General features: G+C 61.0%; 20 protein-coding genes. 18 read left to right on the forward strand and 2 right to left on the reverse strand.

Annotated features, from left to right (window positions below; genetic code table 11):
- Window positions 1-56: 56 nt before the first annotated feature.
- The 17 genes from CIT31_RS29125 to panD all read left to right on the forward strand — a co-directional run bounded on the left by CIT31_RS29125 (window position 57) and on the right by panD (window position 17,555).
- A complete protein-coding gene (locus CIT31_RS29125; protein ID WP_245316504.1) occupies window positions 57-1,019 on the forward strand; it encodes a dihydrodipicolinate synthase family protein in 963 nt (320 codons plus the stop codon).
- Window positions 1,016-1,456, forward strand: a complete 441-nt coding sequence (locus CIT31_RS29130) for a MaoC family dehydratase (protein WP_095521361.1) — start codon at window positions 1,016-1,018, stop codon at window positions 1,454-1,456. The genes CIT31_RS29125 and CIT31_RS29130 overlap by 4 nt, the downstream gene beginning before the upstream one ends.
- On the forward strand, window positions 1,444-3,099 hold the full coding sequence (locus CIT31_RS29135) for a GMC family oxidoreductase (RefSeq protein WP_095521362.1): 1,656 nt from the start codon (window positions 1,444-1,446) through the stop codon (window positions 3,097-3,099). Before CIT31_RS29130 ends, CIT31_RS29135 begins: the two co-directional genes overlap by 13 nt.
- Complete coding sequence (locus CIT31_RS29140; RefSeq protein ID WP_095521363.1) at window positions 3,086-3,874, forward strand: enoyl-CoA hydratase/isomerase family protein; 789 nt, start codon at window positions 3,086-3,088, stop codon at window positions 3,872-3,874. The genes CIT31_RS29135 and CIT31_RS29140 overlap by 14 nt, the downstream gene beginning before the upstream one ends.
- A 26-nt stretch (window positions 3,875-3,900) precedes the next feature.
- Window positions 3,901-5,511 (forward strand): GMC family oxidoreductase, encoded by a 1,611-nt coding sequence (locus CIT31_RS29145; RefSeq protein ID WP_095521510.1) that lies wholly within the window; start codon window positions 3,901-3,903, stop codon window positions 5,509-5,511.
- Window positions 5,512-5,550: 39 nt separating this feature from the next.
- On the forward strand, window positions 5,551-5,832 hold the full coding sequence (locus tag CIT31_RS29150) for a muconolactone Delta-isomerase family protein (protein WP_095521364.1): 282 nt from the start codon (window positions 5,551-5,553) through the stop codon (window positions 5,830-5,832).
- A gap of 199 nt (window positions 5,833-6,031) precedes the next feature.
- On the forward strand, window positions 6,032-7,303 hold the full coding sequence (locus tag CIT31_RS29155; RefSeq protein ID WP_095521365.1) for a glycerate kinase type-2 family protein: 1,272 nt from the start codon (window positions 6,032-6,034) through the stop codon (window positions 7,301-7,303).
- Between the two features lie 237 nt (window positions 7,304-7,540).
- The gene (locus CIT31_RS29160; protein ID WP_095521511.1) at window positions 7,541-8,491 is read left to right on the forward strand and encodes an NUDIX hydrolase; all 951 of its coding nucleotides are present in this window, start codon (window positions 7,541-7,543) and stop codon (window positions 8,489-8,491) included.
- 68 nt (window positions 8,492-8,559) lie between these two features.
- The gene (gene nadA / locus CIT31_RS29165) at window positions 8,560-9,534 is read left to right on the forward strand and encodes a quinolinate synthase NadA (RefSeq protein ID WP_165778585.1); all 975 of its coding nucleotides are present in this window, start codon (window positions 8,560-8,562) and stop codon (window positions 9,532-9,534) included.
- Window positions 9,531-11,066, forward strand: coding sequence for an L-aspartate oxidase (locus tag CIT31_RS29170; RefSeq protein WP_095521367.1), 1,536 nt, complete (start codon window positions 9,531-9,533; stop codon window positions 11,064-11,066). The genes nadA and CIT31_RS29170 overlap by 4 nt, the downstream gene beginning before the upstream one ends.
- A complete protein-coding gene (gene nadC, locus CIT31_RS29175; protein WP_095521368.1) occupies window positions 11,066-11,920 on the forward strand; it encodes a carboxylating nicotinate-nucleotide diphosphorylase in 855 nt (284 codons plus the stop codon). The genes CIT31_RS29170 and nadC overlap by 1 nt, the downstream gene beginning before the upstream one ends.
- A gap of 162 nt (window positions 11,921-12,082) precedes the next feature.
- Entirely contained in the window at window positions 12,083-13,024 is a 942-nt protein-coding gene (bioB, locus tag CIT31_RS29180; protein WP_095521512.1) for a biotin synthase BioB, read from the forward strand.
- The gene (locus tag CIT31_RS29185; protein WP_095521369.1) at window positions 13,021-14,160 is read left to right on the forward strand and encodes an 8-amino-7-oxononanoate synthase; all 1,140 of its coding nucleotides are present in this window, start codon (window positions 13,021-13,023) and stop codon (window positions 14,158-14,160) included. Before bioB ends, CIT31_RS29185 begins: the two co-directional genes overlap by 4 nt.
- Window positions 14,157-14,792 (forward strand): dethiobiotin synthase, encoded by a 636-nt coding sequence (gene bioD / locus CIT31_RS29190; RefSeq protein ID WP_095521370.1) that lies wholly within the window; start codon window positions 14,157-14,159, stop codon window positions 14,790-14,792. Before CIT31_RS29185 ends, bioD begins: the two co-directional genes overlap by 4 nt.
- Complete coding sequence (locus tag CIT31_RS29195) at window positions 14,792-16,057, forward strand: adenosylmethionine--8-amino-7-oxononanoate transaminase (protein ID WP_095521513.1); 1,266 nt, start codon at window positions 14,792-14,794, stop codon at window positions 16,055-16,057. The genes bioD and CIT31_RS29195 overlap by 1 nt, the downstream gene beginning before the upstream one ends.
- Window positions 16,054-17,037 (forward strand): beta-ketoacyl-ACP synthase III, encoded by a 984-nt coding sequence (locus CIT31_RS29200; protein WP_095521371.1) that lies wholly within the window; start codon window positions 16,054-16,056, stop codon window positions 17,035-17,037. The genes CIT31_RS29195 and CIT31_RS29200 overlap by 4 nt, the downstream gene beginning before the upstream one ends.
- A gap of 65 nt (window positions 17,038-17,102) precedes the next feature.
- The gene (gene panD, locus CIT31_RS29205; RefSeq protein ID WP_095521372.1) at window positions 17,103-17,555 is read left to right on the forward strand and encodes an aspartate 1-decarboxylase; all 453 of its coding nucleotides are present in this window, start codon (window positions 17,103-17,105) and stop codon (window positions 17,553-17,555) included.
- A gap of 377 nt (window positions 17,556-17,932) precedes the next feature.
- Here the strand turns inward: panD and CIT31_RS29210 are convergent, their stop codons facing one another.
- Together CIT31_RS29210 and CIT31_RS29215 are read right to left on the reverse strand one after the other, a co-directional pair.
- Window positions 17,933-18,622 carry a hypothetical protein gene (locus CIT31_RS29210; protein WP_133116223.1) on the reverse strand — a complete coding sequence of 230 codons (690 nt, stop codon included), beginning with the start codon at window positions 18,620-18,622 and terminating at the stop codon, window positions 17,933-17,935.
- A gap of 563 nt (window positions 18,623-19,185) precedes the next feature.
- Window positions 19,186-19,905 (reverse strand): basic amino acid ABC transporter substrate-binding protein, encoded by a 720-nt coding sequence (locus tag CIT31_RS29215; protein WP_206073428.1) that lies wholly within the window; start codon window positions 19,903-19,905, stop codon window positions 19,186-19,188.
- A gap of 618 nt (window positions 19,906-20,523) precedes the next feature.
- Between CIT31_RS29215 and CIT31_RS29220 the strand changes: the two genes are divergently transcribed.
- Window positions 20,524-21,291, forward strand: coding sequence for a basic amino acid ABC transporter substrate-binding protein (locus tag CIT31_RS29220; protein ID WP_165778587.1), 768 nt, complete (start codon window positions 20,524-20,526; stop codon window positions 21,289-21,291).
- Window positions 21,292-21,336 lie beyond the last annotated feature (45 nt).

Raw genomic sequence — 21,336 nt, forward strand, 5'->3', positions numbered from 1 at the left:
GAAGGGGCCGCCGCACGGATTGCGCGGCCCCTACGATCATAGGCAAGGAGATTAGAGTGACCAGTATCGCATTCGAGCCGAAGGGGGTGATCCCCGCCTGTCTGATGCCATTCGACCCCGATTTCGCGATCGACGAGCGGGCGTATCGGCGACACTTGAACGATATCGCGGCGGTCGACGGCGTCGACGCTATCGCCATCAATGGCCATGCCGCTGAGGTCCACGCGCTGACTATCGAGGAGCAGCATCGCGCCGTCGCCGTGACGGTCGAGGAGCTCGCTGGCCAGGGCGTGGCCACACTCGTCGGAATCTATTCGAATTCGAGCCTTGAGGCCGGGCGTCTTGCGGCACGCGCGCAAGCGGAAGGCGCACAGGGCCTGCTCGTCTTCCCACCCGATTTTATGGCGCTTGGCGGACATTTGCGCCCGGAAATGTCGATCGAGCATCTGAAGCACATCACGGGAGCCTCAGACCTCCCGATCATCCTGTTCCAGTACCCGCTCATCTCCAATCTATCCTATCCTTTGTCGACATTGATCGATCTCTGTGTCCGCTTCCCGTCAATCCGCGCGGTGAAGGACCAGATCGGCGACGGCAACCAGCACGAACGGCAGATCCGCGAACTCAAGGCCTTGGACCAACCTGTCCGGACATTGACAACTCACAGCGCGTGGCTTCTGGGGTCGCTCGCGCTGGGCTGCGACGGGCTACTCTCAGGCGCTGGAAGTGTCATTCCCGACCTTCAGGTCGCACTCTTTCGCGCGGTGCAGTCCGGCGACCTGACGCAGGCGCAGGCCGTCAACGACCGGATTTACCCGATGGTCCGCGCATTTTACGATGCGCCGCTCCTCGATATGCACAATCGCATGAAGGAGGCTCTGGTGCTGCTCGGCAAGCTCGAGCGTGCCGTTGTGAGGCCCCCATTGATGAAACCTATTCCGGCGGAAATCACCAAGATCGGCAAGATGCTGTCCGCCGCTGGCATCACCGGCAATACAGTCTATGGATACGCGGCATGACGTCGGCGGGCCAATTTTACCTCAATCCGGGCGATGAGGTGGTCCTCGAGCGCGAAGTGACCGAGAGCGCGGTAAGAGCCTTCGCAGATGTCAGCGGCGATCACTCTCCAAATCACGTCAATGATGGCGAGATGGAGGGTACCCCTTATGGGGGGCGCATCGCCCATGGCGCGCTGCTTGTGGGCTACATGTCGGCCTGCTCAACGGAAATCGTCGAGCGAGTTCCGGATGTGCGGGCGACCGAAACGCCGGTCTCACTTGGCTATGACCGAATCCGCTTCCTCCTCCCCGTCCGGATCGGCGACAGGGTCACCCTCAGATACACGGTTCGCGAAATCGACGCGGAGCGTCGCCGCGCCCGCTCCGACATTGTAGTCACCAATCAGAACAACGAGACTGTCTGTGTGGGGGAGCACATCCTGAAATGGGTTCGCTAGGCAGACAAGCCCCGACCTACGACTACATCGTGGTCGGCGGGGGATCATCCGGCTGCACGGTTGCCGCCCGCCTGTCGGAGGATCCTGATTGCAAGGTCCTGCTGCTGGAGGCCGGCGCCCGCGACTGGAACCCTTACATCCACCTGCCCGTCTGCTACTACAAGACGACCAAGGGCCCCCTGACCTGGGATTTCGCGCTGTCATCGCAAGTACATCAGGACGGCATAACGCCGCCCTACACTCAGGCGCGAGTGCTTGGGGGTGGCAGTTCGATCAATGCCCAGGTTTATATCCGGGGCGTAGCGGCGGACTATGACCACTGGAAGGCGTCCGGTTGCCCGGGGTGGTCCTATCAGGACGTGCTGCCTTATTTCATGCGGGCCGAGGCAAACGAACGCTTCGCGGACACCTACCATGGCACGGACGGGCCTCTGGGTGTCTCGGACCAACGCCATACGCATCCCTTGTCCAAGGCCTTCATCAAGGCGTGCCAGGAATACGGCATGCCCTACAATGCGGACTTCAACGGCCGCGACCAACGCGGCACAGGCCTCTATCAGGTCACCAACCGCAATGGTCGCCGCTGCAGCGCGGCAGTCGCGTATCTCGGAGCCGCGCGCAAGCGCCCCAACCTCGAAATCCGGACCGGCTGTGTTGTCCACCGCATCGTGATCGAAGGCGGACGCGCAGTGGGGATCGAGGGCGTGACAGGCAAGCGGCCATTTTTTGCGCGGGCCGAGCGGGAGGTCGTGCTCACAGCCGGGGCCATCAGCACGCCCAAACTGCTGATGCTGTCCGGCATAGGACCAGCGAAGCACCTTTCCGCCCATGGCATCCGGTCTGTCGTCGACCTGCCCGGCGTTGGGCAGAATTTCCACGACCACCTGGACATCTTCATGATGTACAACGTTACCGGCATCGAGAGCTATGACGTCTACAAGAAGGCCCGTCGGCAGGTCTGGGCCGGGCTGCAGTATGCGCTATTCCGCAATGGTCCGATCAGCGCGACCGTAGTTGAGGGCGGGGCTTTCTGGCCGGCGGATGGGAACGATCCCTCGACCGACATCCAGTTTCACTTCCTTGCCGGAACCGGGATCGAAGCCGTCACGGGAGATCAGTCAACGGGGAATGGATGTACACTGAATGCCTACCTCCTTCGGCCGCGTTCGCGAGGCACTGTCTCGCTTGCAAGCGCCGACCCCGCGAGGGCGCCGGTCATCGATCCCAATTTCCTATCGGAAAAATTTGATCTCGATCATACCGTCGAGTCAGTGCGGATCGGTCAGGACATCATGGCCCGGCCTTCGATGTCGAAGTACATCGCCAACGAGTTCATGCCCGGGCCTGCTGTTCGAAATCGGGCCGACTACGAGACCTACGTCCGCCGGGAAAGCCGTTCCGGTTATCATCCAGTCGGCACATGCCGGATGGGCGAGGACGACCTGGCCGTCGTTGATCCTGAACTCAGAGTGCGCGGGGTGGATGGGCTACGCGTCGCCGACGCGTCGATCATGCCATGTCTGGTATCGGGCAACACGAACGCGCCCACGATCATGATCGGGGAGAAGGCATCCGACCTCCTGAAGGGTAACCGCAAAGCGATGACTCCAGTTACGACGGGACTTGCGTATGCAGCGGAGTGAAACCATCACCCGCCTCGTTCTGGCGGAGCGAAGGGAGCGGGTTCTCGTTGTCACGCTCAACCGGCCCGACAAGCTCAACGCGCTGTCGAAGGAGCTTCTGGGCCAGTTAGCGGCGTGTCTGACCGAAGCCGAAGCCGATCCGACACTTGGATGTGTTGTCTTGACTGGTGCCGGCCGAGCCTTTTCGGCGGGAGCGGACATTGCAGACATGCTCGTTCGGGGCGTTGCCTCCTATACCGATCCCGAACGGCTGGAATCGTGGCGATCGGTCGAGGCTTTTTCAAAGCCCCTGCTTGCGGCAATCAACGGTTTTGCGTTCGGAGGTGGACTGGAACTCGCCCTGCTATGCGACATAGCCCTGGCCTCCGAAACGGCGACCTTTGCATTCCCGGAGATCAGGATCGGTTCCTTTCCGGGCGATGGCGGCACGCAACGCCTGCCGCGGCTCGTGGGCAAATCCTTTGCTATGCAGATGATCCTGACGGGACAGACGATCGATGCGCAACTTGCCGAGCACAAGGGCCTGATCAGCGAGGTCGTGCCTGCGAATCGTCTTGTGCAGAGAGCTCTGGAAATCGCCAATGCGGTCGCTGCGAACTCTGTTGCTGTCGCGCCCTTCGCCAAGCGCGCTGTCCTCGCCGCTGACCGGATGGCTTTGCCCGAGGGCCTGCGACTTGAGCATGAACTGACGACCGAGGCGTTCGGGCTCCACGACCGAAGGGAAGGGTTGAGAGCCTTTGCGGAGAAGCGACCGCCTGTGTTCATGGGTCGTTGACGAACCGGGAAAACCGGGAGGAAATGATGTGGGACTATATCGTGATCGGGGCAGGCTCGGCGGGTTGCGTGCTCGCCAACCGACTGAGCGAAGACCCCGGCGCCAATGTGTTGTTGCTCGAAGCCGGTAGCCGGGACTGGAACCCCATGATCCATATTCCGGGGGGCATCGGCAAGCTGTTCGGGCGTGGCGTGAACTGGCGGTTTCATACTGTTCCGCAGCAAAATCTTGACGGTCGCTCGGTGTGGTACCCGCAGGGGAAAACGTTGGGCGGATCAAGCTCGATCAACGCAATGATCTACATCCGGTGCCAAAAAGAGGACTATAACAATTGGGCCTCCTTGGGAAACCGGGGGTGGTCTTACGAAGATGTCCTGCCCTACTTCCGGAAGTCCGAGGACAACGATCGCCTATCCAACAGGTATCATGGACAGGGCGGACCGCTGTGGGTCTCCGACCAGGTCAGCCCGCATCGGCTCACCAAAGCCTTCGTGAGGGCCGCTCAGCAATATGGCCTGCCGTTCAACCCGGATTTCAACGGCGAAAGCATGTATGGCGCCGGATTCTATCAGGTGACTTGCCGGGACGGCCGCCGGCGCTCAGCGGCTATCTCCTATTTGCGCCCCGTCCGCACCCGCAAGAACCTGACTGTCAGGACTCGTACACGGGTGACGCGCATCGTCATCGAGAACGGCAAGGCGGTCGGCGTGGAACTCGACGGGGGCCGCGAGATCCTGCGAGCGAACCAGGAAATCCTCGTCTCGAGCGGGGCAATCAATTCTCCCCGGCTTCTTTTGTTGTCTGGCTTGGGCCCCGCGGATGAATTGAGGGCGCTCGGTATTCCACCGGTCGTCGACTTGAAAGGCGTCGGCCGCAATCTCCAGGATCACCTGTGTACAAATGTCCACGTCACACTGAAGCAGCCGATCAGCTACGATGGGCACGATCGCTTTCCCCGGTCGATGCTGCACGGGATGCGCTGGCTGCTCTATCGCAACGGGCCAGCTGCTTCCGTGATCGTCGAAGGGGGCGGTTTCTTCCAGACGGAAAATGCCACTCGTCCCGACCTGCAGGTCCACATCGCGCCTGCTACCGTGGTGCGTGGGGGGCAAACGCGGCTTCCTGGCGCACGGGGCTTCACCATCAACTCGACGTTTCTGCGACCAAGGAGCGTCGGGTCGGTCCGGCTTCGATCGGCCGATCCAGCCGCGGAGCCGCTGATCGATCCCAACTACCTCGCGGATCCTTATGACCGCGGCATGGCCCTGAAGTCAGTGCGGTTGATCCGCGAGGTCCTTTCGCAGCCCGCGATCGCTGGGTTCGTCGAGGCTGAGCGGCTACCCGGCCCGTCAGCTCAAACCGATGACGAGATCATGGCCTATGTCCGGCAATATGCATGCTGCGACTACCATCCCGTCGGCACCTGCAAGATGGGCGTGGACGACATGGCCGTCGTCGACCCCGAGTTGCGGGTGAGAGGCATCGAAGGGCTGCGTGTCATCGACTCCTCAATCATGCCGGTGCTGATCAGTGGCAACACGAACGGTCCTGCGATGATGATCGGCGAGAAGGGCGCCGATCTTGTCAAAGGCAACCAGATGGCGGTTCCCATTGCGCCGCTTGCCGCGGTTGCATGAACCGACGTCCTCCTGGCGCCAAAGTGGAGTGGCCGAAAAATGCAGTTCCTAATATTGTCCCGGCGGCGAACAAGTGAATTCACTGCAGCCGAGTTCGACGAATTGGCAAAACAGGAGGCGGACCAGGCGAGGCGGTTGTACGAGCTCGGCTTCACAAGACAGCTGTGGCACCGAGGCGATCAAGGCGGCGCCTGCCAGATCGCGGAGGCGGACGATGAGGGCGAGGTCAGAACCAAGCTCGCGACACTGCCGTTCGCGAAGGCCGGAATGCTGGACTTCGAGATCGTTCCTTTGAGGCCGTATGCGGGGTTCTACACGTGAACATCTGGCCAAGACCTGGCTGACCAACAGGTCACGCGAAGACCATTTGAAAAACCGCCGCCGTTGCCCTGCCTGAGGGACGCAACGATGCCGCCTGCCCGAATGGAAAGACCGGCCTCGCAGCGGAACTGCCAACTGCCGCAGGCAAAAGGCCCTCCCTTCCATTAGTCAGCAATGAGGCAAGTAGGAGATTGACCGCATGTTCGATCCCAAGTCGTTCCTGGCCTCGATCTTCTCCGCCGCCGTCGCGGCAGCTAATCCGGACCGTATGATCCGTGACTATCTTCCGCCAAGACCCAAGGGCCGGACTCTCGTGATCGGCGCGGGCAAGGGCTCCGCCCAAATGGCGTCGGCATTCGAGAGGGCTTGGGCCGCACCGATGGAGGGTCTGGTCGTAACTCGGTACGGCTTCGGCGCGCAGTGTGAGCGTACGGAAATCATTGAGGCAGCGCATCCGGTACCGGATGCCGCCGGCCTAAAAGCATCGAAGCGCATTCTTGAGAAGGTTTCTGGTCTGACCGCCGATGACTTGGTTGTTGCGTTGATCTCGGGCGGTGGTTCAGCCCTGCTTCCGTCACCTGCCCCAGGCCTGACGCTTGCCGACGAAATCGCCGTTAACGAGGCATTGCTCGACTCCGGCGCTCCGATCATGGCGATGAACACCGTTCGCAAGCATCTCTCGACGATCAAGGGGGGGCGGCTTGCACTCGCCGCGCATCCGGCCAAAGTCGTCTCGTTGATCATCTGCGATATTCCAGGCGACAACCCGGCGCTCGTGGCTTCCGGGCCGACTGTGCCCGACCCTGCCGATCGGGCCGACGCGCTGAATTTTATAGCGACGTATGGCATAAGGGTGTCCGCAAAGGTGATGGCGCATCTCAATTCTGCTGCTGCCGACGCACCCTCGCCATCCGATCCGCGTTTTGCCGGAAACGAGGTGCACGTCATCGCGTCAGCCGCCGTCTCTCTCGAAGCCGCGGCCGCCGAAGCGCGCAAGCAGGGAGTCGAAGCCGTCATTCTGTCGGATGCGATCGAAGGCGAAGCGCGGGACGTGGGTCGAGTGCATGCGGCAATCGCGCGCGAGGTTGCGCTGCGAGACCGGCCCTTCCCCAAGCCTGTTCTGATCCTTTCCGGCGGGGAAACTACAGTAACACTGCGTGCGAAGGGCAAGGGCGGCCGCAATAGCGAATTACTGCTGTCCTTCGCCATCGGCATCGATGGGCTTTCCAGTATTAGTGCCTTGGCCGCAGATACGGACGGCATAGACGGTTCGGAAGACAATGCTGGTGCCTTCGCCAACGGATCGACAGTCGCGCGGATGCGGCGGGCAGGCTTAGACGCCAGGGCCATGCTCGCCGGGAACAATGCCTGGACGGCTTTCGATGCCGTCGGAGATTTGTTTGTGCCGGGTCCGACGGGCACCAATGTAAACGACTTCAGAGCTATATTAGTCGGGGGTAGGCCAGCCTAGCGCCCTGCCTCGCCTAGGTCCGCAAAGCCCTCATCGTAGATTCGGCGGATCGTCATGGCCGAAAGCACGTAAGAGATTCGCGCGCAATCGGTTGTCTATCCTGCTCTAGCTGTTGTTCACCTCGACAAGTTGACTGCTGCTACGGCCCGGTTCACGCTCAGAATCGTTGTTGACTGTAAGGCAGACTACAGCGCGCCGCACCATGTTCGGGGCTTACGTGAAAATGAGACAGAAGACATTGTGAGGCAGCCCGCAAAAAACAGCCAGAGGCTTTCTGTTGCCGCGGAACTGATTGCGGTGCTGGTTGCTGTGACGATTGGTCAGCCGCGCGTCATGACCATCGAACGTGGTCAATCCTTGCCTTCTGGCCCATTTGAACTTGGACATCGGTCGCTGCAGTCGGGTCTGAGGGATTGGGTCGAACAGCAGACCCGCCACCCTTTGGGCTATATCGAGCAACTCTATACGTTCGCCGATCGCGACCGGGCGGCAAACGGGAGCGCGCAACGCGTAGTTTCGATTAGCTATCTCGCCTTGACCCGGGAGGAGCAGGCGGCACCCGCCGACAAAGCCGCCTGGCGCAACTGGTACGACTACTTTCCCTGGGAGGATCACCGTGCTGGTGTTCCCTCTGCATTGGCGGACGTGATCGTTCCGCGCCTGAAAACCTGGGCTGATTCCGCCGACGATCGCCCCACGCACAATGACCGCTGGCAGCGAGCGGCGATCGCCTTCGGCCTCGATGGCTATGCCTGGAACGAGGAATTGGTGCTGCAACGCTACGAACTGCTTTACGAGGCGGCCTTTGTTGAGGAAGCAGACCGCAGCCACGGTCCAGACACCTTGCTGTCGGTCTTCGGCCGAGCCATGCAGGCTGATCATCGTCGCATTCTGGCCACCGGCATCGCCAGGCTGCGGGCCAAGATCAAATACCGCCCCGTCGTCTTCGAACTGATGCCGCCGACATTCACGCTGCTGCAACTCCAGCGCACCGTAGAAGCGCTGGCCGGCAGACTGGTGCACAAGCAGAATTTTCGACGTCTGGTCGAGCAGCAGGAACTGGTCGAAGAGACCGGAGCGATGACGGCCGACACGGGCGGGCGGCCGGCCAAGCTGTACCGATTCCGGCATGGCGTTCTCGCCGAGCGCCCCGCAGCTGGGACCAAATTACCCCTCTCGCGCGGTTGACATTCTTTATGCTCAAGGTAAGCATATGCCCTATATATACTCTTATCGAGCATTACCGGGAGACGGAAATGACGGATGGGCTGGCGCGGAGCTCCGCGCTCTATGATCGTGTGCGGCGGGTCATTCCAGCTATCGAGTGGCCGGCGTTCACCGACGACATCGACGCCATTCTCGATCTGAAGCGGCGGCGAAACGCCGTCATCCTGGCCCACAACTATCAGAGGCCGGAGATATTTCACTGCATGGCCGACATTGTCGGCGACAGCCTAGCCCTTGCCCGCAAGGCGATGGCGGTCGAAGCGGACGTCATCGTGCTTGCCGGCGTGCACTTCATGGCGGAGACGGCGAAGCTGCTCAATCCGGAAAAGACGGTGCTCATCCCGGACCTGAACGCGGGCTGCTCGCTTGCAGATTCCATCACCGCTGCCGATGTCCGCCTGCTGCGGCAGCGCTATCCCGGCATTCCAATCGTCACCTATGTCAACACCTCGGCCGCCGTGAAGGCCGAGTCCGACATCTGCTGCACGTCGGGCAATGCGAAAGCCGTCGTGGAGTCACTGGGTGTTTCTCGGGTCATCATGCTGCCGGACGAGTATCTGGCCCAGAACATCGCCGCCCAGACCGACGTGCAGATCATCACCTGGAAAGGGCATTGCGAGGTGCATGAGCGCTTCACGCCTGCCGACATTCGCCAGTTGCGCGAGGACCATCCCGGCGTGACGGTGCTGGCGCATCCCGAATGTCCGCCTGAAGTGGTGGCCGAAGCCGATTTCTCCGGCTCGACCGCGGCCATGTCCGACTATGTCGGGCGGCAAAAGCCGCCCCGCGTCGTGCTAATGACGGAGTGCTCGATGAGCGACAATGTCGCGGTCGAGCACCCCGAAGTCGAGTTCATCCGGCCCTGCAATTTGTGCCCGCACATGAAGCGGATAACGCTCGCCAACATCCGTACAGCGCTCGAGCAGAACCGCCATGTCGTAACCATCGAGCCCGAGATTGCCGGGCGCGCGCGGCTTGCCGTCGAGCGGATGCTCGCCGTATGAGCGTGGAAGATCTCGACGGCCGGCCTGTCATCATCGGCGGCGGCATTGCCGGACTGATGACCGCGCTCCATCTGACGCCGGAGCCGGTGCTTCTTCTGTCGAGGACGTCGCTGGGAGCTGACGCTTCCAGCGCGTGGGCGCAAGGCGGGCTTGCCGCCAGCCTAGGCGACGATGATGAACCGGCGCTCCATCTTTCCGATACGCTCGCCGCGGGCAACGGTCTTTGTGATGCGGAGGCAGCAAGGCGCATCGTCTACGCGGCGCCCGCCGTAATCGAGGATCTGGCGCGCCTTGGGGTTCGCTTCGATTGCACGCCTGCAGGCGCTCTTCGTCTCGGGTTGGAAGCCGCGCACAACCGGCGGCGCATCGTTCATGCCGATGGCGACGGCAGCGGGCGCGAGGTCATGCGTGCCCTGATCGCGGCCGTCCGCTCAACACCGACAATAGAGGTTGTCGAGAGCATCGAAGCGCGTCGGCTGGCTGTGGAGGACGGCAGGATCACCGGTGTGCTGGCGAACTGTTCGACAGGGCCAGTGTTCCTTGCCTCGGGCCGGATCGTTCTCGCCACTGGCGGCATCGGCGGCCTGTTCCATGACACGACAAACCCGTTGGGCAGTTGCGGACAGGGCCTTGCGCTCGCAGCGCATGCGGGTGCTGTCCTTGCCGACATGGAGTTCATCCAGTTCCATCCCACCGCGCTTGACGGGCTGGGCCGTCCGATGCCGCTTATCAGCGAAGCGGTTCGCGGCGAAGGCGCCACGATCGTCGACGAGACGGGCCGACGTTTCCTGGACGGCGTGCGAGGTGCGGAGCTCGCACCGCGCGACATCCTCGCGCGCGCAGTCTGGCGACATCTTGCCGACGGCCATCGCGTCTTCCTCGACGCACGCCAAAAGCCAGGCGCGATATTCGCGCAGCATTTCCCGACGATCGCATCGGCCTGCGGCAGGGCCGGCATTGATCCGGCGCACGATCTCATTCCCGTTCGCCCAGCCCAGCACTACCACATGGGTGGCGTCGCAGTGGATGGCTCCGGCCGCACCTCCGTTCCGGGACTTTGGGCTTGCGGCGAAGTTGCCTCGACCGGGCTACACGGCGCCAACAGGCTTGCCAGCAATTCGTTGACGGAGGCCGTCGTCTGTCCGCGCTGGGTTGCCGAGAGTGTTGCCGGTTCGCCCGACGGCGGCGGAAAGCCAGCGATGGCACCTGACCTGCTCGCGCCGGATCCACGGCCTGTGCGCCCCATCCTGTCGCGTGTCCTTGGCGTCACGCGGGATGGCGAAGGGTTGAAGGAGGCTGCGCGGGCCTTGTTGCTGCTGTTGCAGCGGCACGACGCGGCATCCGATCCTGCCGCCGTCGGGCTGATGATCGCGGTTGCCGCCTTGCTGCGCCGGGAAAGCCGCGGTGCTCATTTCCGGACGGACTTTCCGCATCATGCGGCCGTCGCCCGCCGCTCCCAAATCACGCTCGACGCGGCCATAGCCGCAGCGCGGGAACTCGCATCCTCCCCAACTTTGGAAAGCGTGCTGTGATGAACCTCTCGCCACTTCCCGCAATCATGCTCGAGCCGCTGGTACGGGCAGCACTTCTCGAAGACCTTGGCAGAGCCGGTGACATCACCACTGATGCCATCGTGGCAAAGGAACACCATGCGACGACCGTGCTTTCGGCACGCCAGCACGGGGTTGTCGCCGGGCTCGATCTGGCGATGCTCGCCTTCAGGCTGATCGACCAGACTGTCGAGATGAGGGTGGAGCGAGCGGACGGCAGCGAGGTCGCGCAAGGAGAGACCATTGCATCGGTGAGCGGCCCGGCCCGGGCGATTCTCACTGCCGAACGGACCGCGCTCAATTTTCTCTGCCATCTGAGCGGCATTGCCACGGCGACGGCGTCGATCGTCGATGCGATACGCGGGCACAAGGCAAAAATCGTCTGCACCCGCAAAACGGCACCCGGCTTGCGGGCTGTCGAAAAATACGCCGTGCGCGCCGGTGGCGGCTCCAATCACCGCTTCGGCCTCGACGACGCCATCCTGATCAAGGACAACCACATCGCCATCGCGGGCGGCATTCGCCCCGCCATCGAGCGGGTGCGAACCGGCGTCGGCCATCTCGTCAAGATCGAAGTCGAGGTCGATACGCTGGCTCAGCTAGACGAGGCACTGACGCTCGCCCCCGACGCCGTGCTGCTGGACAACATGTCGCTTGACGAATTGCACCAGGCAGTGGCGATGGTTGCCGGCCGGGCGATCACCGAGGCGTCGGGCAGGATCACCGCCGCGATGGTGCCAGCCATCGCAGCGACCGATGTCGACCTGATCTCCATCGGCTGGTTGACCCATAGCGCGCCGATTCTCGATATCGGCCTCGACTATCGTGAGCTTTGACCGTCAGGCCTGACCATCGGCGGTCGACCGGGCTCTTTCGCGACGCGGTCCGCCAGTTTGCAAGGGCGCCCATGTCGCCACAACGCAAGGAACAGGATGGAAATGCACGCAGTGATTTCGAAAAAGACCCTGCCTGAAGCTCAATCCTTCGACGGTGGCCGGATGTGGACCCTGGAAGAAGCCCAAGCGATTCATGACGCGCCCTTCAATGATCTGCTGTTTCAGGCGCAAACCGTTCACCGGCAGAATTTCGATCCCAACAAGGTCCAGCTCAGCCGGCTACTCAGCATCAAGACAGGCGGATGCCCGGAGGATTGCGGCTATTGCAGCCAGTCCGCGCATCACGAAACCGGCCTGAAGGCGTCGAAGCTGATGGAGGTCCGGCGCGTCATCGCCGAAGCGACCAAGGCGCGTGACGCTGGCGCCACCCGCTATTGCATGGGCGCTGCCTGGAGAAATCCCAAGGCACGCGACATGGACGCGGTGGTGGCGATGGTCGAAGGCGTCAAGGCGTTGGGCATGGAAACCTGCATGACGCTCGGCATGCTCGATCTTGAGCAAGCCGCTCGGCTGAAGCAGGCTGGTCTCGACTACTACAACCACAACATCGATACGTCGGAACGCTACTACAGCGAGATCATCAGCACGCGCAGCTTTGCCGACCGGCTCGATACGCTCGCGCATGTTCGCCAATCCGGCATCAAGGTCTGCTGCGGCGGCATTGTCGGCATGGGGGAAGAGCCGGTGGACCGGATCGACATGCTGGCGACGCTGGCCAATCTGCCGGAGCATCCCGAAAGCGTTCCGATCAACATGCTTATCCCGATCGCAGGCACCCCGCTTGCCGACGCCAAGCCCATCGAGCCGATCGAGTTCGTGCGCGTGATCGCGCTGGCACGCATCATGATGCCGAAATCGCATGTCCGCCTTTCCGCCGGCCGCACCGCCATGACCGACGAGATGCAGGCGCTGTGCTTCTTTGCAGGCGCCAATTCCATCTTCGTCGGCGACACGCTGCTGACGGCGGACAATCCCGGCGAAGACAAGGACACTCTGCTATTCCAGCGTCTCGGCATCGAGCCGATGGAAATCGGCACGCAATGAACGAAGCCCTTCTTGCCCGGTATGACGCATCCTTGCGCGGACTGGCGCGCAAGGACCGCCTGCGGACGCTTGCGCCGCGCGCCGGGCTCGACTTCTCCTCGAACGACTATCTCGGACTTGCAGCCTCCAAAAGGCTGAGCGAAGCGGTTTCGGCGGCGATTGCGCGAGGCACGCCGGTTGGCGCCACCGGGTCGCGACTGTTGCGCGGCAATGCTCCGGAACACGAGGCGCTGGAGGCGGACGCGGCGGCGTTCTTCGGAGCTGAATGCGCACTGTTCTTCGGCAGCGGCTACATCGCCAACTTCGCTCTCCTGACCGCCCTGCCGCAGAAAGGCGACCTGTTGGTCCTCGATGAGCTCGCCCATGCCAGCATGCATGAGGGCGCACAGGCAGGACGCACCGAGGCCAGGCTGGCCGCGCACAACGATGTCGATGCTGTCGAGGATGCCATCACTAGGTGGCGCGCCGAGGGCGGGATTGGCCGTGTCTGGATCGCAGTCGAGAGCCTCTACAGCATGGACGGCGACCGCGCGCCGATGGAGAGCCTGGTCGCGCTTGCCGACCGGCATGAGACGTTCCTCGTCGTCGACGAGGCGCATGCAACCGGCGTCTGGGGACCGGACGGCCGGGGGCTGGCCGCCGCTTTCGAGGGCCGCGACAACATCGTCGCGCTCCACACATGCGGCAAGGCGCTCGGCGGATCCGGCGCGCTCGTCACCGCGCCGCGAACGCTGTGCGACTATCTCGTCAATCGCTGCCGGCCATTCATCTACGCCACCGCGCCATCGCCGCTGATGGCAATCGCGGCGCGCGAAGCGCTCGCCATACTGTCTGACGAGCCCCTGCGCCGCGTTCAGCTGCATGAACGCGTCGCCTTCGTCGGCCGTCAATTGGCCGAGCGCTGCGGCGTGACGCCCAGCGGCTCGCAGATCCAGCCATTTGTCATCGGCGACGTCAGGCGCACGATGACGATGGCGGCAGCACTGCAGGCGCGCGGTTTCGACATACGCGGCATACGTCCGCCGACGGTGCCCGAGGGCACGTCGCGGCTGCGCATTTCGCTGACGCTCAACGTCGACGAAGCCGACATTTCGGCCATGGTCGAGGCGCTCGCCGAAGTGTTGGCCACGGCATGAGCAAGCGCATCGTCGTCACCGGAACAGACACCGGAATTGGCAAGACAGTATTTTCGGCCGGGCTCGCCGGCCTGCTCGACGGTTTCTACTGGAAGCCGGTGCAATCGGGCCTCGACGAGGAGACTGACAGCGAGGTCGTCGCGCGGCTTTCCGGCTTGCCCGCCGAGCGCGTCCTGCCGGAAGCCTATCGCTTGAAGAGTCCGCTTTCGCCGCATCGTTCGGCTGAAATCGACGGTGTCATGATCGAGGTGGCTGACCTGTCGGTTCCAGCCGTGCCGGGTCCGCTCGTCATCGAAGGCGCCGGCGGGCTGATGGTACCGCTCAACCGGCGGACAAGGTTCATCGACATATTCGCGCAATGGCCTCTGCCGGTCATCTTGTGCGCTCGCACCGCGCTCGGCACGATCAACCACACGCTGCTGTCGATCGAGGCCCTGCGGGCCCGCTCAATTCCGCTTATTGGCCTTGCCTTCATCGGCGACGAGGTGACCGATACGCAAAGGACAATCGTGGAATTCAGCGGCGTGCCACAGCTCGGCAGGCTGCCGCACCTTGATCCGCTGACGGGCAAAACCCTGAGAGAAGCGATGGTTGCCGGCTTCGACCTCGCTTTGATTGCCGGAGGCGAATGATGCCGCAGTCCCAAGTTTGGCACCCCTTCACCCAGCACGCGCTCGAGCATTCGATCCCCGAAATCGTCCGGACCGAAGGCGCCTACCTTCACAAAGCCGATGGCGCGCGCATCCTGGACGCCATCTCCTCCTGGTGGGTCGTCACGCATGGCCACCGCCACCCGCGCATAATGAAGGCTATCGAGACAACCGCGTCTACCCTCGACCAGATCATCTTCGCGGGCTTCACCCACGAGCCAGCCGAACGTCTGGCCGAGGCGCTTGTCGGCCTCGCGCCCGCCGGCCTCGACCGGGTGTTCTATACCGACAGCGGCTCGACCTCCGTCGAAGTCGCGCTGAAGATGGCGCTCGGCTATTTCCGCAACACCGGTGCGCCGCGCTCGCGCATCGTCGTAATGGAGCACAGCTACCATGGCGACACCATCGGCACGATGAGCGTCGGCGCCCGCGGTGTTTTCAACGCCGCCTACGAGCCCTTGCTGTTCGAGGTCGACACCATCCCCCTCCCGGCCCCCGGGCGCGAGCAGGAGACGCTGGATCGATTCGAAGCACTCTCCCACGACCGGCGCGCCGCCGCGCTGATCGTCGAGCCGCTCGTGCTCGGCGCCGGCGGCATGTTGATGTACCCGGCCTGGGTACTCACCGAATTGAGGAAGATCACTGAGGCCTCCGGTACGCTCTTGATCGCCGACGAGGTGATGACCGGCTGGGGGCGCACCGGAACCATGTTCGCCTGCGAACAAGCATCGATCTCTCCTGATATCCTTTGTACCTCGAAAGGTTTGACCGGTGGCACCATCCCGCTGGCGGCCACGCTCGCCACAGATGCCGTTTTCCAGGCTCACTATTCGACAGACCGGCAGAAGACCTTCTTTCATTCGAGTTCCTACACCGCCAATCCGATTGCCTGCGCGGCGGCACTCGCCAATGTCGAGATCTGGCGCGACGAGCCGGTGGCCGAGCGAGTGGCGGCGTTGAGCGCGATGCAGGCCGCCGGGCTTCGGCGCTTCCGCGACAATCCGTTCTTCACCGACTGCCGGACGACCGGCACGATCGCGGCGCTCGACCTCCGCGCCGGCTCGGCCGGCTACCTGGCCGAGATCGGACCGAAGCTGCGCGCTTTTTTCCTCGAGCGCGGCCTGCTCGTGCGCCCGCTCGGCAATGTTCTCTATCTCCTCCCGCCCTACTGTATCACCGGCAACGAATTGGACGGGCTCTACAACGCCATCGAGGAGGCCGGCGAACGCTTCGGCGCGAAACCATGAGCAAATCGTCGCGCATTCTCGGGTTCGGTCATCATGCGCCGTCGCGCAAGGTTGAGAACCCGGAAATCGAAGACCGTCTCGGGCTTGAACCCGGCTGGATCGAGCGGCGCACCGGGATACGGTCGCGCTTCTGGGCCACGGACGAAGACACGCTGTCGGGCCTTGCCGCGCAAGCCGGCGACATGGCTCTGGGGAGCGCCGGCATCGACCGTGGCGACATCGGTCTTTTGTTGCTTGCCACCTCGACACCCGATCACCTGCTGCCGCCCAGCGCGCCGCTGGTCGCCCATCGGCTGGGACTGGGCCGCGCCGGTGCGGTAGACCTGACAGGCGCCTGCGCCGGCTTCATCTATGCGCTGATGTTCGCGGACGGGTTCACCCGCCTGCATGGCAAAGCGAGCCTTGTCATTGCCGCCAATATCCTCAGCCGTCGTATCAATCCGGCCGAGCGCGCCAGCGCCGTGCTGTTTGCCGATGCCGCCGGCGCGATGGTGAGTGGCCCCTGCGAGGAACCCGACCGGGGCATTCTCGGCGCTTCGGTGGATTCGGACGGCTCGCGCTACAGACTGATCCAGATCCCAGCCGGAGGAAGCAACACGCCGTTCCATGGCGACCTCGACCTTGCCCAAACGCGCATGACGATCACCGATGGCCGTGAGGTGTTCGCCAAGGCCGTCGAGATGATGACCGCCTGCTCGCGGGATGCATTGCGCGCGGCCCGCATACGACCGCAAGACATCGATCGGTTCGTGCCGCATCAGGCCAATGCCCGCATTTTCGATGCGGTCGGCCGAAACCTCGGAATTGCGGATCAAGCAATCGTCAAGACGATCACCGAATACGGCAATTCTTCCGCCGCGACGATCCCGCTCTCGCTATCGCTCGCCCATCGGACGCAGCCGTTTCGACCGGGCGAAAAAATCCTTCTGGCGGCGGCGGGTGCGGGCCTGAGCGGCGGTGCACTCGTCGTCGGAGTTTAGCGGGGCGACCGGACGCCAAAGGGATGGCAGGACCAGACTTCCATGATGATAGGAAAACGAGACCAATGCGAAAAATAGTCGCCGGCAAGCTGCACGGCATCCACGTCACCGAAGCGAACCTCAACTACCACGGTTCGATAACGCTCGACCCTGATCACTGCGAGGCAGCCGGGATCCTGCCCATGGAATTCGTGGAGATTTGGAACAAGAATTCCGGTGCGCGGATTTCGACCTATGTCATTCTCGGCGAGCGTGGCTCACGATGCTGCATCCTGAATGGTGCGGCCGCTCGCACCTGCCAGCCAGACGACCAGATCATCATCTGCAACTCCGTCTACCTGGACGAAGCGCATATCACCTCGCTGAAGCCGCGGGTTGTCACGTTCGACCAGGACAACCACATACTCGACCGCCTGAGCTACTCCGTCGATCTGGACGAAGTTGGCCGTTACAGTTTCTCCATCCTTGACGAGGCGAATGAGGCTTTGGCCATTCCAGCCCTGATCTCCGGGGCGTGACTTCACATATGTGTAAGCGTCTCCGCCCGTTCCAACTTGCTCTGCGCTGAAGAGAGTATCTAAACCCTGCCGGAGCCGCTGACACTCCGGCTTCGAAAGGAGGAAGCCAACCTCGCTTCTCGGCACGGCGGGCGTTCTTGAGATGTCGCAATGTCCAGCGTCTCCGTGGTGCGCTAACAGCGACGCGGCCCTCGTGTTTGACCCCTGTCTTAGGTTACTTGCGGTGGCGGCTTGCAAATTCTTGCCGCCTTTTCCAGCGCCGCAGCCGGGTCCTTGACGACCTGGCTCCTTCTAAGCCGGCGTTCTTTGAGTGCATAAGTACGATCACGCAAACTCATCCGGAACCAGGCTAAAGACTTCTCACTCCGGTGAAGATGTTAACCAGGGGTAGAAGAAAAGTTTTCCACAAGGCGATCGTACGCGACGGGCATCTGTAGGACGTTGCGGTCTCCTTGCAGTGCTGAAATTTCGATACCGAACCAGTGATGCAGAGGGAAAACGAAATTGGACTCCAGGCAAACAAATTTGATTGTGTTTTCGTGGAGTGACGAGAACGGCGCAATCAACCTTTCCAGATGCTCTCGATTGGGCAGTGCCGCCGACTGGCAATTCCAAACCTCCACGACATCGCCACGTCGCCACCAATCCGTAATGCCGATTTCTACGCACTCGATTTCGCGGCAGAGCGCGCTTCGTTTTTGGCGATATCGAGGCGGAATGATCCTTTCTATTCTATCAAGCATATCCGGAAAGCAACTCCAGCTTTCTGACTTACCGCACCAAAGTGCATGATCGACGGCGTCCAAAATATCGGGATCGCCGGTCTCGCCCGCGAACCTGAGGCCGAAAAAGAAATTTGATCCATCTCTCGTTCTGAAGCAAAATTCCACCGCGACGTCAGATTCCTTCCCAGCTAACGTTTGCCTCAATTCTTCCCTTGACGGCAACTCTTCAGGATCAAATCTCACAGCCGCCATCCAGTCAGCTTTAAAAGCTATTTGAACTCGAAATGGTGGCTTATCTATCGAATTGCTCAACGCTTCAGGAAATACAAACGCGGTGGTCATTTCGTCTCAGTCTCCCAAAGCTATGTATCGTCAAGAAGGCTGAACTCTCGATTCAAACCTACGATCAGCATTTTACCACGACAGATGTAGACGGAATAATCTTAGATTTAAATCCCCGAACCTGCACCCTGAGGTGAGTCGATCGGAAACAATTCATTACGCGGCTCAATCAAGTTTGCGAGTTGACATATTCTGGATACTCGACTGTTCCTCCGGAGACATCGGTTCCGAATGCGTTGCAGCGGCCTTTTTTGCCTAGGGTGAAACCCGTAGCTGCGTGCAAATCGGCGGGTATTTCATCGTTTGGTAGAGAGGTCGGTCCTCTGGCTGCAGCGAGTTGACAGACCTAAGACGTCTGCCGTGCGCGATGCGATGCGCGCTCTGACCCGATCCCCAAGCCGCTCGAACCCCCCGCTGATTGCCCACGCAGATGGAGCACACCACGAGGCACTGGTCAGAACCGTCGTCGCGAATTGGTCCGACCATCCGAAACAAATCGGTCGAGTTGAACGACCGAAAAGTCCTGGTTAAATAGCAGACTTTGGTTCAGTAAGATATTTGATTTAGAATTTGACAGGCTCGTCCTTAAACCACCGTTTATAAATCTTGGCATACTCACCGCTATCGAGCACCTTCTGAAGTCCGGTATTCACGAGATCTACATTAGTCGACCCGTGTGAAAAACCGATTACGTAAAAGTCCGTCGAAAGTAAATTAGGCAATACCTTTATACCTTTTACCTGTCCGGTAGCGATTGCATATTGCACTTGAGAAGCGTCACCCAGGGCGGCTTCCACATTTCCGGCCGCGAGCTCAAGCAGGCTGTTCGGCGTGTCGTACGTACTGATCTTTGCATCACGGATAGTGGTAGCTTTTGTAGCCCCGACTGAGCCGATTTCAACCGCGATGTGTTTGCCTTTAAGGTCATCCTCCTGCCGGATGGATTCATCTGCTTCAGGTACGACGATTACAATTCCAGTTTTAAAATATGGCTTCGAGAACGCGATGGATTTCGCCCTCTCCTCGGTCGCAGAAATCGCCGCGATTGCGCCATCATACGTCCCCGCTTTGAGTGCGGGGATAATCCCGGAAAAGGGAACGCTTTCGAACTTTACACTGAACCCAGCGGCTTTCCCGATCGCCGCCATCAAGTCGATGTCAAAACCGACCAGTGTAGCGTTGTCGTTATACTCAAATGGAGGGTAAGTCGGATCGGTCGCGAAAATTAACTCGACCGGGTCTTGCGCAGACGCAAGAGCGCCGAAGCTAAGGGAAGCGATCATACTTATCGTAGCTACACCAAGTAACTGTCTTGTCTGCGTTGCCAGAAGTCGAACCATGAGCCCAGTCCTCGCTGCGAATGCATCACGGTAAAGCGTCATGCGATCGAAGAAGGTGACAACAACGCGAACTTTGGATGCAGGCCGTCGCTACTATGGGTTGATGTCAGCGATGTTGCTGGACACACGACCTTCGGATGGTGTGGTCCCAGCAGCATGAACCGGATCGAAGCTTACAGCGTCTGGCCGCGAGATTCGCACTGGATTTGGGTCTGTTAAGAAGAGCGCTGGAGCGTCTGACGTGGCGGCGAGCGCCATGCCGTCCGTCACCGGCGGTACGGCAGCGGCTCTGCGGGGACCATGTTCCCGCTACAGCCAGAGTACATGCAACAAGCGAAGACCATAATCAGCCGTCGTACAACCCGAGGCGAACGCAGCTCGAAACCTACCGGGCGAACAGATGGGCAAATCAAGACCTGAAACGATCCACCCGACGCGGCCTCAGCACAACGAAGGGAAACTGTTTCCTAAAAAGTCACCTAAGGTTCGATGCTTAACAATTGGTTTGAATGGAAAAAAAGAACAAGCTTCACCAGTGACTCCAGAGGAAGGAAAAAAATTATGGGCTTTCGTGTACACCACTTGCTGGGCGCAGCTGCCATCGCGATGCTAGCTTCGCTAAACCATAATGCGGTTGCAAGCGCACAAGATCAGAAGGTACTGACTTTTGCGACTGACCCCACCTATCCGCCCTTCGAGTTCGAGAAGGATGGAAAGCTGGTCGGTTTCGACATGGACTTGATCGATGCCGTCGGCAAAGCTGCAGGGTTCGAGCCAAAAATTGAAAGCGTTCCGTTTGACGGCATTATACCTGCACTAAAAGCCGGCAGTTATGACGGAGCCATTGCAGCCATGGTAGCGACCGAGGAGAGGGCAAAGTCTATCGCGTTCTCGGTCCCCTATTTCAAAACAGGTGCCGTCATCCTTGTAAAGGCGGACGATACGACAATAAACGGCATCGATGACCTCAAGGGAAAAAGGATCGCGGTGGAACTTGGATCGGCGTTCGCCGAACTTGCGGCAAAGGTTCCAGATTCGACCGTCAGTACGTTCAGTGGATCCAATGCGCCTCTAATCGAGTTGCAGAACGGGAACGTTGATGCAGTTATCGGCGATGAGATTGCATCAGATCATGCCGCAAAATCAGGAGCAGCAAAGGGAATTAAGATGCTCCCCGGACTCATTTCAAATGATTTTTACGCGATTGGATTTCCACAGGGCTCCAAAAATATCGAGCTTGTAAACTCGGGCTTGAAGAAAGTCATCGAAAGCGGGGAGTATTCGGCGCTCTACAAAAAGTGGTTCAACCGCGAGGCGCCGAAGTTCTAATATTGCGCCTGGTCGATTAGCCCATCTGGTCTCCCCCACAGGGAG

Origin of the sequence: Mesorhizobium wenxiniae (genome assembly GCF_002284535.1) — a bacterium.
Classification (GTDB): domain Bacteria; phylum Pseudomonadota; class Alphaproteobacteria; order Rhizobiales; family Rhizobiaceae; genus Mesorhizobium; species Mesorhizobium wenxiniae.

Coding starts and splice junctions, on each gene's coding strand:
- CIT31_RS29130 (WP_095521361.1), top strand. CDS start 1,016: ATGACGTCGGCGGGCCAATTTTACCTCAATCCGGGCGATGAGGTGGTC.
- CIT31_RS29135 (WP_095521362.1), top strand. CDS start 1,444: ATGGGTTCGCTAGGCAGACAAGCCCCGACCTACGACTACATCGTGGTC.
- CIT31_RS29140 (WP_095521363.1), top strand. CDS start 3,086: ATGCAGCGGAGTGAAACCATCACCCGCCTCGTTCTGGCGGAGCGAAGG.
- CIT31_RS29145 (WP_095521510.1), top strand. CDS start 3,901: ATGTGGGACTATATCGTGATCGGGGCAGGCTCGGCGGGTTGCGTGCTC.
- CIT31_RS29150 (WP_095521364.1), top strand. CDS start 5,551: ATGCAGTTCCTAATATTGTCCCGGCGGCGAACAAGTGAATTCACTGCA.
- CIT31_RS29155 (WP_095521365.1), top strand. CDS start 6,032: ATGTTCGATCCCAAGTCGTTCCTGGCCTCGATCTTCTCCGCCGCCGTC.
- nadA (WP_165778585.1), top strand. CDS start 8,560: ATGACGGATGGGCTGGCGCGGAGCTCCGCGCTCTATGATCGTGTGCGG.
- CIT31_RS29170 (WP_095521367.1), top strand. CDS start 9,531: ATGAGCGTGGAAGATCTCGACGGCCGGCCTGTCATCATCGGCGGCGGC.
- nadC (WP_095521368.1), top strand. CDS start 11,066: ATGAACCTCTCGCCACTTCCCGCAATCATGCTCGAGCCGCTGGTACGG.
- bioB (WP_095521512.1), top strand. CDS start 12,083: ATGTGGACCCTGGAAGAAGCCCAAGCGATTCATGACGCGCCCTTCAAT.
- CIT31_RS29185 (WP_095521369.1), top strand. CDS start 13,021: ATGAACGAAGCCCTTCTTGCCCGGTATGACGCATCCTTGCGCGGACTG.
- bioD (WP_095521370.1), top strand. CDS start 14,157: ATGAGCAAGCGCATCGTCGTCACCGGAACAGACACCGGAATTGGCAAG.
- CIT31_RS29195 (WP_095521513.1), top strand. CDS start 14,792: ATGCCGCAGTCCCAAGTTTGGCACCCCTTCACCCAGCACGCGCTCGAG.
- CIT31_RS29200 (WP_095521371.1), top strand. CDS start 16,054: ATGAGCAAATCGTCGCGCATTCTCGGGTTCGGTCATCATGCGCCGTCG.
- panD (WP_095521372.1), top strand. CDS start 17,103: ATGCGAAAAATAGTCGCCGGCAAGCTGCACGGCATCCACGTCACCGAA.
- CIT31_RS29210 (WP_133116223.1), bottom strand. CDS start 18,622: ATGACCACCGCGTTTGTATTTCCTGAAGCGTTGAGCAATTCGATAGAT.
- CIT31_RS29215 (WP_206073428.1), bottom strand. CDS start 19,905: ATGATCGCTTCCCTTAGCTTCGGCGCTCTTGCGTCTGCGCAAGACCCG.
- CIT31_RS29220 (WP_165778587.1), top strand. CDS start 20,524: ATGGGCTTTCGTGTACACCACTTGCTGGGCGCAGCTGCCATCGCGATG.